Source organism: Mycobacterium shigaense (assembly GCF_002356315.1).
GTDB lineage: Bacteria > Actinomycetota > Actinomycetes > Mycobacteriales > Mycobacteriaceae > Mycobacterium > Mycobacterium shigaense.
In genome coordinates this window covers 1,957,964-1,970,390 of record NZ_AP018164.1, presented here as the reverse complement: position 1 = coordinate 1,970,390, position 12,427 = coordinate 1,957,964, and the positions used below count along the sequence as shown (strand labels likewise).

Below are 12,427 nucleotides of genomic sequence, written 5' to 3'. Positions count from 1 at the left end.
GTAGTCGACAGTCACGACACCGCGAGCCAGAAGGGATCAACACACCGCAGCCAATGCAAGGCCGGTTCACGTGACCCGGTTGTTGAGAATGAACGTTGCCACATAGGCTGAAGACGGAGGTGTCGGATGAGAATTGCCGTAGCCGTGATACCAATCGCGCTCGCCCTCATACTGGCCCCCACCGCCCGCGCGGACACCGACAGCGACTTTCTCAACGGACTGGCCGGCGTAGGAATCACCTACCCTGACCGCGCCGCCACCATCAGACGCGGACACCTCGTCTGCGAAGCCCTCACCACGGGCGGATTCACCTACACCGAAACCGTGTACGGCATGGCACGAATGTCTGGGTCCACCGTGGCAGCGGAGAACGCCTTCGCTGCGGCGGCTATCGGATTCTACTGCCCGAACCTGGACAGGCTGATCAATCCGGCGCAGGACTCGTTCCCACCTGATGCGCGGCTGGTGCTGACCACCCCGGCATAGGTCGATGAGGTCATAAATGGGAATCAGCGATCACCGCGATCACGCCTGAGCAGCTTGGAACTTGTCCAACTCGTCAGCGATGTTCAACCACAACGCGGCAAGCATCCGGACCTCTTGCGGCAGAAACGCCAACCGCAGCACATCGCCGCGCGACGTCACGTTAAACAGCCCAACAGGCCCCCACTCGCTGGACGGCACCACCGCGCCGGAAATAACGTCGGGGAAGACAACCTCCACCGGCAGTTCTTCAGTAGCTTTCAAGTTCATTTATCTCCTTCGTTTGTGGGTAGCGCAGAATCCGCGCGTTGGTTCGTGTGCGTGGGGATAGCGCACTCACCAGTGCGCCAACCTCGGCTGCGGATAGCCGAACGTGTGACGATCCCTGCATGATCAGCACGCCGCCGTTGTCGCGATCCAAGACGTAGATCGGCGCACCATTGATTTGGATTGTCGTCGTCATCGTTTTCCATCCCGTTTCATTCATGGGCCGGTATCACCAACCGCGGGGCCTGAACCATCTCGTTCAAAACCCGCGCCAACGCCGTGGCCTCAACATTCGTCACCAGCAGATGGCTACGCCCCTGCTGAATCGCGAACCCACCACCAGGCCGCTCCATAACGTGAATGTCCGCACCATTCGTCGTAATCGTCCTCACTCGACCCCCTCCGACCCTCTGGCGCGCCACTCAGCCTGGCGTTCACGGTTCTTCCGCCGCCGCTCCGACATTTGCGTGATCTGCTCCCGCGTGCTCTGCCACTCCCAATGGTCGGAAACCATCCGACAATTCAACTCGTCGTCGTGCTCCACCAACCCAAGCTCAATGAAGCGGGCCATACTCATGTGATCCAAATGCGAAACCACCGCAATCGCCTGCTTGGCGCTGAAAGCGCCATCACTAACCAACGAGACAACCCAAACAGTGAGATTGACCCACGCTCGGAACTCCTCGCCGGAAAGCTCCGCCTGCAAAACCGGATCGGTAAGCAACGAATGCTTCAACCGGGTATCGAGCGCGGTCCCCTTAATTCCCGCAACTTCAGTCATTTTTGAATTTTCTTCTCAGCTTTCTATTCCTGAGCCTTAAAACCTTTTCCTGGCGCCTAGGCCTTAAAAGCCTAGGCGCCTGTTCCTGTTCCTAAGTCCTAATCCTGGTAAGCCTTAGCCTTATCCTTATCCTCGGTCACTAGTGACGTAACGCGTGACATGATCGCCCCACACCGAAGTGCAGCGAATAGCTGCCCTTATCGAACGAGGCCGGTTCTGGATGGCAATGCAGGCAAATCCGATTACCAGTACCCCAGAGCCGAACCGCCGGCTTCGGCGTCATCCACTGGGCCAGCAGTTCGTGCTCGCACTCGATCAGCGGGTGGCCCTTACGGCACTCCACTTGACACTTCGGATGCGCCAGCTCGGGGAACCCTTTGGCGAACAGAGTTTCAACGCGGAAACTGCGCTTCTCGCCCTCACGGCACAGCGACACCCACCCCTTGGTGGGTTTGACCTGCTTGGCTGGGACGGTGCGCTTGCCGCCACCCTTACAGCGGACTACGCGCGATTCGCTCCACACGGCCCGATTCGAGCCGATCAGATACGGCCATTCCTCTATAGGCCGGAAAATGATTTCAGTCGTCATTAATCTCGTCAATCTCGATTTTCAGTTGTTCAGGGAAATACCCCTCCACTGTCGTGGGATTTCGGGAATTAATCCTACCTGCGGAAATGTCAATTTCCTTAAACTGCTAATTGGCTGGATTTACGACCGATTGGCACCGTGAAATCAACCGAGCTATACGTCCCCTGTCTCGCCCCGCCGATCCAGCGCCACCGGAGCCTGTACTCGCCGTTGAGTAGGTGCGCGTCGAAGCTCTGATGGATTCCAACCACACCCTTGTGCGTGGACGCTTCGTCGCCCGTGGCGCTGACGATCTTGATTTGGGCGGCAGCCGCTCCATCGGGGAGGAAGTGGAACCGATAGGTTTCCTCGGACAGGCCCTCCACGGTCCAGACGGGGTTGCCGCTCACCGGACACCCCCTACCGGCTGCCCCAGTCTTAGCACCGACTCGCGGTCAATGCGGATCAGCCGCGGGCCGGTACGCCAGCCACGCAAGCGGCCACTGGACAAATAGCGGCGCACCGTCTTGGGGTCCACGTTCAAATATTCGGCGACCTGGGCGATCGTCGGACGGCTTGGCAGTTCGTGTTCTGTCATGTTGGCTCCAATAAAATTGGTTTGAAAAGCCCGCCCCGGCGGCAATGCCGAGGCGGGCGTAATTTACGCCAGTATTAGGTTGTGGCTCCCCGTGGATGTCACGGGTTCGATATGTCCATTTTAGGGCACGGGTGCCCAGATTCCGGACCCTCTGGCGTTACCAATTTTGAGGAACTTTTCAGCGGGTTTTAGCGAGCTTTGACAGTGCTTTCGCGATCTCCGCATCCCTGCCTTGTGCCGCGTGCTGATACCGCATAGCCGCTGAGGGTGTCGAGTGCCCAAGGCGGGCCATCAGCTCTGCAAGCGTCGCGCCGGTCTGCGCGGCCATCACAGCGCCGCTGTGCCTCAGGTCGTGGAACCTGAGATCCGGCCGCTTGGCCTTGGCACGGGCCTTGTAGAAATGCCGGTACAGCGTGGACGGTTGTAGGTACTCCCCTGTCTTCGCAGGAAACAGCAGCGCATTTTTCTGCGGCCCAACATGTTTCGTCAAGTGACGTTCTACGGCGGGGATGATGTGCGGAGGGATCGCCACATCTCGGACACCGGCATCGCTCTTGGGGTCACCGATCTTCCAGCCGCCTTCGATGCGGACGGCCTGGCGACGTACCTTCACTAGTCCGTCGTCAAGGTCGATATCGTTGCGGCGCAGTGCAACTAGCTCTCCGAACCGGAGCGCACACCAGCTTGCCAGGGTGATCATCAAGCCCAGATTGTCGGGCATCTCCGCAGCGATGATGTCCAGTTGTTCGACGGTGGCTGGCTTGGGTTTGATCTTGCGGTCAGCCGTGCCAGCGCCGCGGATAAGACACGGGTTCACGTCGATGATTCGGTCTCGCTCGCGCGCTGTCTCAAGGATGGTGCGCAGCAGCGAGTAAGTATGCGCGCGGATGGTGGGCTTGTCTGGAAGCGTGCGGGCGTACCAGCGGTCCACCGACTCCATCGTGATGGCACGTATCGCCTTCGCCTTGAATGTTGGGTAGATGTGATGCTCTAGCAGCTTCTCGTAGTGGGCGCGGGTTCGTGGGCGCAGCGGTCGCCCCTTCACCGTCCGCGTCTCCAGCCATTGGGCCGCGTAGTCGCCGAACTTCACGTCAGCCTTGCGCTTGACGGTTTTCTGTTCGACGGTGGCGGGTGGGCTCCACAGCTCGCGGTCGATCTCACGTCGGCGATCAGTCAGCCACGCCTCGGCGTCCTCCTTCACCGCGAAGGTGGACGGGGCGTCGTACAGTAGGCCATCAGGGCCCGTGTAGGACGCTTTCCAGCGGCCCGAACGGAACTGACGCAAACGGCCGAAACTGCGCCGTGTAGAGCGTGGTTCCCTAGCCATTTATCGCGATACTGTTGCACCACATTTGCACCACATCAGTGTATGCCAGTGGGTGATTGTGGTGCCTCATGACCCGTGATACTGTCTCGTCTATCAGCAGGTAGACAGCCTGTTGGTGCAGGTAGAACAACTCAACGGAAAGTTTGCTCGGGCAGGTTCAATCCCAGTATCGCGCACCAGGTTTCACGCAGGTCAGCGCCGATAGTTAGGCCCACAAATGATGGGCCCGTGACCTCACCATGACCCAACCTTGCACTTCCCGGCGGAAAAGGCGCCGCAAAACTGCTGCGGCTTGACGCGCGGAAGCCCCGGGAGGTCTGACCTAGCCTTCGCTGAGGTGGCGGTGGCTCCGCGTCGTCACGCTAGGACCCTAGGAGAGCGTGACCCTCGTCTTGGCATCCGGCGATGAAGTCTGGCGGCGAGTCGACGCGGGCTATTTTGCCGCTTTTGAGGTCGCTCTGAAGGACTCGTTGACAGTACTGGCCGAGGTCGGTGCCGGGGTTCAGCTGCACGTGGTACTGCTGAATCTGTTCATCGATGGCCTGCTTGCCCTGTTGGTAGGACGGGGAGCCGGGGTCGGCTGCGGCGGTCGGGCAGAAGGCGATGACCGCGGCGCTGATGCCCGCCGCCAACCCCAACTCGCAAACCCACCCCATTTCGACATCGTACGTCGTGTGGTGGACGAGTTGCCCTGACTTTCTCGGCGGCTAGAAGGTCCACGAGCCGGAGGGCTGGAGGACGAACCCGCGGTTGAGGATGGGGTCGATGCAGGCGGTGAGCCGGTCGGCACCCACAACGCAGGTGATGTCGGCTTTGGTGATTTTGTGGCCCGCGTTGAGCAGCGGTGAGGTGATGATCGGGCATCCGGTACCGGCTTGAAAGCGGTAGGGGCCCAGGTCGGTTGGCAGCGATGTCGGCGATCCCACCATCGAGCAGCCGTCGCTTCCCACAGGGCTGTCGGCGGGAAGACCCGGCAGCGGCCCGTCGCAGCTGGCGCTGACGTGATCGCCCGGCCTGGCCGGATTGGGCAAGCTGCATTGAAGTCCGTCTGGGGTGGCGAAGTACGCGGCACCGCCGGCGCGGGCGGTCGCCGTATACTGTGCGGGGTCCACCGGCTGGAATGCATTGAGATCGGGGAAGTTTGGTGGTGCAGCCTTCGCTATGCCGGGGGTGGTGTGCGAACAGCCCAGGCCGACAACTGCGACGGTTGCGGCTATTACCGCGACGGTCATCTTGTTGCGCACCGTTGTCGCCTTTCTAGTGTTGGACACCGAAGGTGGTCGTCCAGGTGTTGGGATCGTAGGTGGGCCCCGGTGGCCAGGTGCTTACCCGCAGTTGAACCGTTTCCAGGCCAGTCGCCGGGTCGATCGTCGTTCCGGTGACGGTGGGTCCGTAGACGGTGGGAAGTTTGCCTGCGTCGATCAGCGTCTGGGGGGTGGCGCCCATAAGGCCCTGCGGGGTGGCCGCGCTGATCGCCTGGATTGGACCCCCGTTGGTCGCGCCGACAAGCATGTATCCGCCGCCCTTGAGTGCGACCAGCTGGCTTTCCCGATCACCGGGAAGGCTGACGTCGCCGACGCGCTGCAGGGAATTCATCCAGCCGTTGGGGTTAGCGGGGTCGACGGGTCCAGAGACCCACAAGCCTCGGGTGAGGTCGCCGGTCTTGTTGCTGCCGTTGCCGACGATGATCATTTTGTTGGTGGCGGCGTCGTAGACGCCGCTGGCTTGCGAAATTCCGGGCAGGTCACCGACTTTCACAGGATGGTCGGGGTTGGTGAAGTCCCAGACCGATCCGTTGGTCGCGTATTCGTTGACCCCCTCTTGGACGCTGCCATCGGGGTTGCTGAAAAACCCGTAGCGTTTACCATTGGGCCCGAGCGCGGTTCCCGTGGGCAGCGGGCGCGTGCCCGGAGGGCCCTGTGCCAGTTGGGAAGCCGGACTGCGGGGGAAGCCATCGCGTGGATCGCCACCGAAGGTCGGGCCTTGGCCGTCCTGAAACTGATCCTGCAAGTCGTAAGTGTTCTGCTCGTGCTGAGGCGGCCCCGCCGGGCCGATAATCCGTGGATCGCTGGAAGGGAAGCCCTCCCCACCCCCAAGCTTGAACTCGGAGACGAGCTCCGCATTCTGCGGGCCAAGGCCTCCGTTGGCCTGCGCCTGCCGCAGCGTGTTCGCGTAATGGTCGCGAATCGAGTTCAATTGTTGAACAGCAGATTTCGTGTCGTTGATCGCGTCGTTCTCACGGCCGGTGATGAACGTATCGAGTTGTTGTCGGTCCGCGGCGGTAAGACCGGAACTCTTCTCCATCTCGACCGCCTGACCGATCATCTTGTCGAGGATCTGCAACTGCGTCTCAAGGGCGGCGATTCGTGCGCCTCCGGCTTTTTGCGCCCCGGCGAGAGCGGCAGCAATGGTTTCCAAGTTGACCGCGATCTTGGGTAACTGCTCGGACTGGGCGCCCAATGCCCGGACCGTGCGCTGCACCTGGGCGGAATCGTTAATGGGATGCTCGCCGCCATCCCGATTCCACGACGCCTCAAAGCGTTTCCGGGCTTCGTCGAAGGCATTGGCGGATTCGGCGGTGCACCGGCCCGCCGAATGGTAGGCCTCCGCCAAACCAGAAATCTGGGCAGGGCTTCCAGCCTGCAAGCTCTGGTTGACCGCCCACGGGTCACCGCCGGCTTCGCCGATCAGCGCCAGGACACTTATGTACTGGAGCTGCACCACACAAGCCGCCGCTTCATGGCGGCACCTACAGGACCAACCAACATCGACGCTCCTCCCCTGCCGGGTAGTAACGCTACTAGGACGAACCCGCACGTCAATGGATCGACGGGCGACACCGGCTAGATGCCGGACAACTTCACGCGTCCGGTGACTGGCCCAGGGCCGGATTGACCCGAGACGGAATTGCACGGACACCACTGGGCCACGCCGCGGTGGCCCGAACAGGTCCCGCTGTGAGTTTGGCTGTGCGAGTAGCTGCCATCGCGGCATCGGGCCATTGCGCCCGATGAGTTCGGGTCAGGCTTTTCGACGCAGCCGGGACTTTCCTGATCCTGGCCGGCTGGGCATTCCGGGAAGGGCAGCCACGAAATCGCCATACCGCCGATAGATGTCGACGGTCCGGTATCGGCAATTGATGCCAAGCCCACCACCGCCGCCGCGATTCCTACCGCACGGATCAACACAGCCCCAGCCCTCCGCGTTTGGTGACGTTCTAGGGGGGTGACGTTGCCCGATCCGTCGACGGCAGCGTAAACGCCGCCGCGAGTGCATACACGGGAATCGTCAAAATCGCACCCAGGCCGAAGTTTGTCGATAGCGGTCCTCAGACCTGTCCACCGCCTCTGCGGTGCTCATCGTCGCCCTCGTCGTCCCAGTGGAGCCACTCCGGAAGCGGTGTGGTCGGCGTCGCGCCGAAAGCGGACGCCTCATATCCGGGTTGCCGGTATGCGGCTTCCACCTCGGATCCAATCGGTTCGCCCGGGAGCGTCTGACCGCGCGGATGACCAGAGCAGCAGTGCCTCCAACGATGAAGGCGACCAACGCAATCTTGAGGGACAACAACAGCAACGCCATGTTCGACTTTCACCTCAACTCGACTGATCCAGCCACACCTGCTCGGGGCGGCTGTTGTGCTGGGTGGTCATGTCCCGGCATTCGCCGTAGACGCTGATCGCCGGCTGTGATTCCTGGACCGGCGAATAAATGTCGAGCACCGCCGTGGTGCCATGCCCGCTCACCGCAGGGGCGTGAGTGTGGAAGTCCCCCGGCCCTTCCCAGCCGTGTTGTTTGAGCGTCGCGACCATCTGATGAACCTCGGCTTGGGACGCTTCGAGAGTCGGCGCGTGGGCGTAGCGAATGCGGACGGTGCCGCGGAAGGGCGCTTCGCCTTGGTCGTTGCACGAATCACGCGAGAAGTAGACGGTCACGACTTTCAGACCCAACGTCGTCACGATGTCGCGTGCGGCGTCCATCACCTGCGCCCTAGACTCCTCCGGAGTCATCGGGTGCGTTACCCCCTCACTGAAATTCCTTATGATGCTGCAGGATTGAAGCGCGATGACAAGCAGGCCCGGCATCGCATAGCTGACCGCCGAGCGCCACATGTCTCAATGGTAGTGATCCCAGGTAGGCGCTCGAAGATTCTCCGGATCGAATTCGTCGGGTAACCAGTAGCTGCCGCGATGTTGGGCAGTCATCTTGTCGAGCGCCAATGCGTCACCGTGACCGGACGCGATGTCGCCGATGCTGAACAGCGATTCGTTCCCGGGTGTGAAGTAGGAGCTGTGATCGTCCAGCGGGGACGTCAGGCCCGGAGCCTCGGCCTTGAACCGCGTTGAGCCGTAACCCTCGACGGCCGGGTCGCTCCCGAGCCCGACGGTCACCCCGGTGCCGGGGAGATGTCGCTGAAAGCCCAGATAGGTGATCGGGTCGGTCGACGCTGCGCCGACGTAGACGTGGCCCCTGCCGGCCAGGTGGAAGTCGGCCGCAGCGCGCGCGAGGTCCGTTCCCGGGCAGCCGACGAGCACCACATCGTCGGCGCGCATGCCCGAGCCGGCCGCGGCGTCGGCCACCGTCGTCGAGCCATACGAATGGCCGAGCACGGTCACGTGGGTGGCGCCCGGTCGGTGGGTGGCCCCGAGCGCGTTGACGTCGCGAGCCAGCAGACCGCCCCCGTCCCGCGCGTACCTGGTCTGCCCGATCTCAAAATCCCGCAGGCTGTCCGGCGCGTGGTATCCCATCCACACGAGAACCGCAGTTGTCTTGCGCAAGTCGGCTTTTCGCGCCTCGTCGAAGACATGCAGCCCGTCACGTTGCGTCAGGTAGCCGTCGCGGACGCTGCTGCCGGTCCCCGGGACCAACACGGTCGTGTTGTCGGCGTCGTCGGGATTGCCGATGGCGATGGCCGCTCGGCCCCGCCCCCCGAACGCCTCGGGGTCGTAGGTGTGCAGGAACACCGGATTCCTGCCGCCGTCCGAATCGATGAGAAAGCCCTCCATGGTCTGCATCGCATTGTGGTAGCGGAGGACGGCGGTCGCCGTGAGACCGTATCGCTGCGGGTACTGGGTCACCTCCGACACCGAAATACGATGTTGGGCCGCAACGCTTTCGACGCGGCCGATGTCGTCGTTCATCACCGCCCGGTTGACCTTGTCGCGAGAGACGGTGTCGATGCCGCCGAGGCAGCCGAGCTGCGGCGGGTGCTCCGCGATCAACCGGTCACGCTGGCGTTGACCGAGCGAATGCCACCACCTGTTGACCTCGTCGGGGTCGGTAGTCGGCAGCGGGACGACAAGCTCCTCGGGCTGGCCCTCCGCGCCCACACGGAGAGCGGCCAGCAAGATCTGCAGGTACGCAGAGTAGGCATTTCGAAGCGAATCGAGCTGTCCCAGTGCTGCTTTGGTGTCGTCGATGGCATGCCTTTCAAGCACACCGACGACGGCATCTCTTTCCAGTGCCGTCGCGTAACCGATTTCGCGGTCGAGCCGCTCGAGTCGGGCGTGCAACGCCGAGACCAACGTGTCGCCGGTTCGCTGGGCCTGGGCCAGGGCGGCGGCGATGGTGCGCAGATCGACACCGATCTTGGGCAACAGCAGCGACTGCACGCCGAGCGAGTCGGTCAGCTCCCGCACGGCAGCGGAATCGTCGATCGAAACGCCGCCTCGGTTCCAGGCTGCCGCAAAGCGACGACGGGCATCGGCGAAGGTGATGACGGACTCGCCGACGCAGCTGCCCGCGGCATGGAAGGCCTCGGCCAACTCCGAGATCTGGGCCGGCCGCCCCGCCTGCAAGCCCTCGTTGATCGCCCAGGGGTCACCGCCGGCTTCGGCTATCAGCGCTCGCACACTTATATTGCGCAGCCGCATCGCATGAACCGCAGTGACACTGTCATCCCTCCCGCATTTAGCGTGAGGCTACTAGCGCGGGTCGGCCCGTCAATTCACCGACGATCGGCCGGTTTTCGGCCAATCACCGGCCCGCTCGGGGCCCCAAACACCCGGCGCTACCGCGGCGCCGTGGCTACGATTTCTTCATCTTTGTGCCGAGTCTTACCCCGCTTCTGCGCCTCATACACCACAAAGAAAGCGAAGGAATCAGATGATGTCCCCCTCCCCCCGCTGGCTAGCCACGTTGGCCATCCCCGCCATGGTTGGCGTCGCCTTAGTCGGCAGTGCCCCGGGCGCGACCGCGACCACTCCCCAGGACGAGGTGTACCTCAATCAATTGCGTGCCGTCGGTCTCACCTGGCCACCCAAGACCGAAGAGGCGCTCATCGGAGAGGCGCACCTCATCTGCTACGACCTCACCTGGGGTTGGACGCCGCAACAGATCGCCGACGAGGTCCACGCCCACCTGGACAAGCGAGGTGTGACGCTGTTGGACGTCGGAACCATGGTCAACGCCGCGCACAACACGTATTGCCCGGGCAATGTGTGCGACGCCCCCTCCCTTTGCACCTGAGCAACTGCACCTGAGCAACCGGGCGTCGTCAGTCAGCTCTAGCGGCGGCGCCCGCGAGCATCGGATTCCGACTGCAACGAACCGGCGGTAGTCGAATAGCGCAACCATCCGACGCGCTGCCCTTCGGCGACTGTCCGAATAGCTCCGGCCACGGCCGTAAATGACCCGCAACTGTGCTTATTCCGTTGCCGGACGAGGCCGAACGGTTATCGAATTGTGTCGACCGCGCCCCTACCGCAGGGGATTCAATCCGCAAACACCCGATGAATTACCGCCGACACGATACTGATGGCTTTGAATACGCCTCCACCACAGACTTCGAAGTTTGTCAAGACAGTGCCCTATATTTAACCCGCCGGTCACGGGTTAGCGGGTCACCGTTTCGGTCTTTGTGCGCTTTCAGGCACGCTCAAGAGCCATGTTTACTTGCAATACACCCGACTTCGAGCAGGTAACAGAGATGGGCCGACTGCCACTGAGACGAATTAATACCAGTTGATACCGCAACTGTGCGCGACGGACTTTATTCGTACAGGGAAGAGGACGCCTTGCTGTCGCCGTCGTGGGGAGAGTCGCAGGAAGTGCACTGTATTCCGCCGCCGCTGGTAATGCACTCGCTGATGCAGTCAGCTTTCCCGAGGCCCAGGGTAAGTAGAAACGCTCCCACGGTGGCTACAAACAGTGCGGTAATCGTTTCCATTGCCCCACCTCCTGCCTGAAAACTTTGCTCTAAAAATTTCAGGGATTCCACGCCGAAATTGACGCCATACCAGTACTTCTGACTTCGTATAGGCGGGGTGGAGCGTAAACACCCGTGTAATTAACGGCCTGGTTAATACCGGAAGGTTCAAACTTGGTGGCTGCACATACCGATGGGCATGTCAAGAGCCGACTATCTAAGCCAGCTAACTAAAAAATTGTCGGCAGCTGACCCACCTACGGTCGCGACGGAGCCGCGGCTGCGGCCGCCCGCTCGTCGAGCAGCCGGTCGATTTGCTCGGTGCTAGGCATGCGCTCGCAGATCACTCGCGCCACCCGCCAGGCGCGCGACAGCAACCGAAGCTCCGCATCGATGGCCTCCAGGTCGCGCATGTCCGGAGCGTAAAACCGCACGACGATGGGCGCACTTCACCCGCATCGGGCTGCGCCGTCCGGCAGCGGCACGAGAGCGGGTAGTTGAGCGATTCCCGCTGGTCAGAGGTGGTTAGAGCAGGCCACGCGGCTGGCCCCCGTGCTGCTGCAGGGTTTCTTCCAGCCTGCCCAAATAGTCGACGACCTCGAAGTGCGACGTGAGCAGCCAGTCCAGCACCCGCTTGTTGGGCTCTTCGATCTCGGCCGGACTCAGCGCGCCGTGGTCTCTGGCGGCGGCGTCGACGAGATAGTCCCTCAGGCTTTTGGTGGCACGCAGCGATGGCGCAGACGGGAGCTTCACGTCGCGCAGAAAGGTGTTCATCTTGGGGTCAGTCACAGAGTTTCTTCTTTGTCGTCAGCTATTGCTTTCCGGGCCGGTCCGTCTTCGAGCGATCGCGGATGGCTGCCGTGTGCAGCCTGCCAATGCCGGTCCGCCTCGTCCTGCAACCTAGCGGGCAAGCCACCGTCACCGCGCAGGGCGGCACGACTGATAGTCGTCGGCCATCCACTCGCGGATCCGTTCTTTCCTCGCCGAATTGACGGCGTCGGTGCCCTCAAACCCGCGGTTTTGCCGTCGTCGGACGCCGCGCGAGTGCAAGGATCGGTTGCGGACCGTGAAATACCGGATACCGGCCGCGGCCTCGGGGTGCGCGACGTGATTCCGAGCGCCACCGGATGTCCCCCGTTTGCCCAGCTCAGCGCGACCTCGACACCGAGCGGGACGGTCCATTCGGCAACTGTTTCGCCGCCGTTCGCCGACAGCGAACGTTAGAGTCGAGTTCGAACAGGGCACTAGAGTGGGGTCCA

General features: G+C 62.3%; 17 protein-coding genes. 2 read left to right on the top strand and 15 right to left on the bottom strand.

Annotated elements, in window-relative coordinates:
* The first annotated feature begins 126 nt into the window (after nt 1-126).
* Entirely contained in the window at nt 127-486 is a 360-nt protein-coding gene (locus MSG_RS09340; protein WP_096439032.1) for a DUF732 domain-containing protein, read from the top strand.
* 39 nt (nt 487-525) lie between these two features.
* On the opposite strand, the gene MSG_RS09335 is transcribed toward MSG_RS09340, so the two are convergent.
* From MSG_RS09335 to MSG_RS09270, 13 genes are all read right to left on the bottom strand, one after another.
* The gene (locus MSG_RS09335) at nt 526-753 is read right to left on the bottom strand and encodes a hypothetical protein (protein WP_142404450.1); all 228 of its coding nucleotides are present in this window, start codon (nt 751-753) and stop codon (nt 526-528) included.
* Complete coding sequence (locus tag MSG_RS24835) at nt 734-946, bottom strand: hypothetical protein (protein WP_142404449.1); 213 nt, start codon at nt 944-946, stop codon at nt 734-736. Before MSG_RS24835 ends, MSG_RS09335 begins: the two co-directional genes overlap by 20 nt.
* A 192-nt stretch (nt 947-1,138) precedes the next feature.
* Nucleotides 1,139-1,531 carry a hypothetical protein gene (locus MSG_RS09325; protein ID WP_096439026.1) on the bottom strand — a complete coding sequence of 131 codons (393 nt, stop codon included), beginning with the start codon at nt 1,529-1,531 and terminating at the stop codon, nt 1,139-1,141.
* 139 nt (nt 1,532-1,670) lie between these two features.
* Nucleotides 1,671-2,120, bottom strand: coding sequence for a hypothetical protein (locus MSG_RS09320; protein ID WP_096439024.1), 450 nt, complete (start codon nt 2,118-2,120; stop codon nt 1,671-1,673).
* Between the two features lie 98 nt (nt 2,121-2,218).
* Nucleotides 2,219-2,509 (bottom strand): hypothetical protein, encoded by a 291-nt coding sequence (locus tag MSG_RS09315; protein ID WP_096439022.1) that lies wholly within the window; start codon nt 2,507-2,509, stop codon nt 2,219-2,221.
* Nucleotides 2,506-2,697 (bottom strand): helix-turn-helix domain-containing protein, encoded by a 192-nt coding sequence (locus tag MSG_RS09310; RefSeq protein WP_181159142.1) that lies wholly within the window; start codon nt 2,695-2,697, stop codon nt 2,506-2,508. Before MSG_RS09310 ends, MSG_RS09315 begins: the two co-directional genes overlap by 4 nt.
* Nucleotides 2,698-2,875: 178 nt before the next feature.
* On the bottom strand, nt 2,876-4,024 hold the full coding sequence (locus MSG_RS09305) for a tyrosine-type recombinase/integrase (protein WP_096439020.1): 1,149 nt from the start codon (nt 4,022-4,024) through the stop codon (nt 2,876-2,878).
* A gap of 362 nt (nt 4,025-4,386) precedes the next feature.
* A complete protein-coding gene (locus MSG_RS09300; RefSeq protein ID WP_096439018.1) occupies nt 4,387-4,680 on the bottom strand; it encodes a hypothetical protein in 294 nt (97 codons plus the stop codon).
* Between the two features lie 51 nt (nt 4,681-4,731).
* Nucleotides 4,732-5,268, bottom strand: coding sequence for a hypothetical protein (locus MSG_RS09295; protein WP_096439016.1), 537 nt, complete (start codon nt 5,266-5,268; stop codon nt 4,732-4,734).
* Between the two features lie 13 nt (nt 5,269-5,281).
* Complete coding sequence (locus MSG_RS09290; protein ID WP_096444280.1) at nt 5,282-6,745, bottom strand: putative alpha/beta hydrolase; 1,464 nt, start codon at nt 6,743-6,745, stop codon at nt 5,282-5,284.
* 122 nt (nt 6,746-6,867) lie between these two features.
* Nucleotides 6,868-7,125, bottom strand: a complete 258-nt coding sequence (locus MSG_RS26115) for a DUF3761 domain-containing protein (RefSeq protein ID WP_096439014.1) — start codon at nt 7,123-7,125, stop codon at nt 6,868-6,870.
* Nucleotides 7,126-7,617: 492 nt separating this feature from the next.
* Entirely contained in the window at nt 7,618-8,133 is a 516-nt protein-coding gene (locus MSG_RS09275) for a hypothetical protein (protein ID WP_096439012.1), read from the bottom strand.
* 3 nt (nt 8,134-8,136) lie between these two features.
* Complete coding sequence (locus MSG_RS09270; RefSeq protein ID WP_096439010.1) at nt 8,137-9,894, bottom strand: putative alpha/beta hydrolase; 1,758 nt, start codon at nt 9,892-9,894, stop codon at nt 8,137-8,139.
* Nucleotides 9,895-10,129: 235 nt separating this feature from the next.
* On the opposite strand from MSG_RS09270, the gene MSG_RS09265 reads away from it, so the two are divergent.
* On the top strand, nt 10,130-10,489 hold the full coding sequence (locus MSG_RS09265) for a DUF732 domain-containing protein (protein ID WP_096444278.1): 360 nt from the start codon (nt 10,130-10,132) through the stop codon (nt 10,487-10,489).
* A 936-nt stretch (nt 10,490-11,425) separates the two neighbouring features.
* On the opposite strand, the gene MSG_RS25145 is transcribed toward MSG_RS09265, so the two are convergent.
* On the bottom strand, nt 11,426-11,581 hold the full coding sequence (locus tag MSG_RS25145; RefSeq protein WP_162899181.1) for a hypothetical protein: 156 nt from the start codon (nt 11,579-11,581) through the stop codon (nt 11,426-11,428).
* Nucleotides 11,582-11,693: 112 nt separating this feature from the next.
* On the bottom strand, nt 11,694-11,957 hold the full coding sequence (locus tag MSG_RS09260; RefSeq protein ID WP_142404448.1) for a hypothetical protein: 264 nt from the start codon (nt 11,955-11,957) through the stop codon (nt 11,694-11,696).
* Nucleotides 11,958-12,427 lie beyond the last annotated feature (470 nt).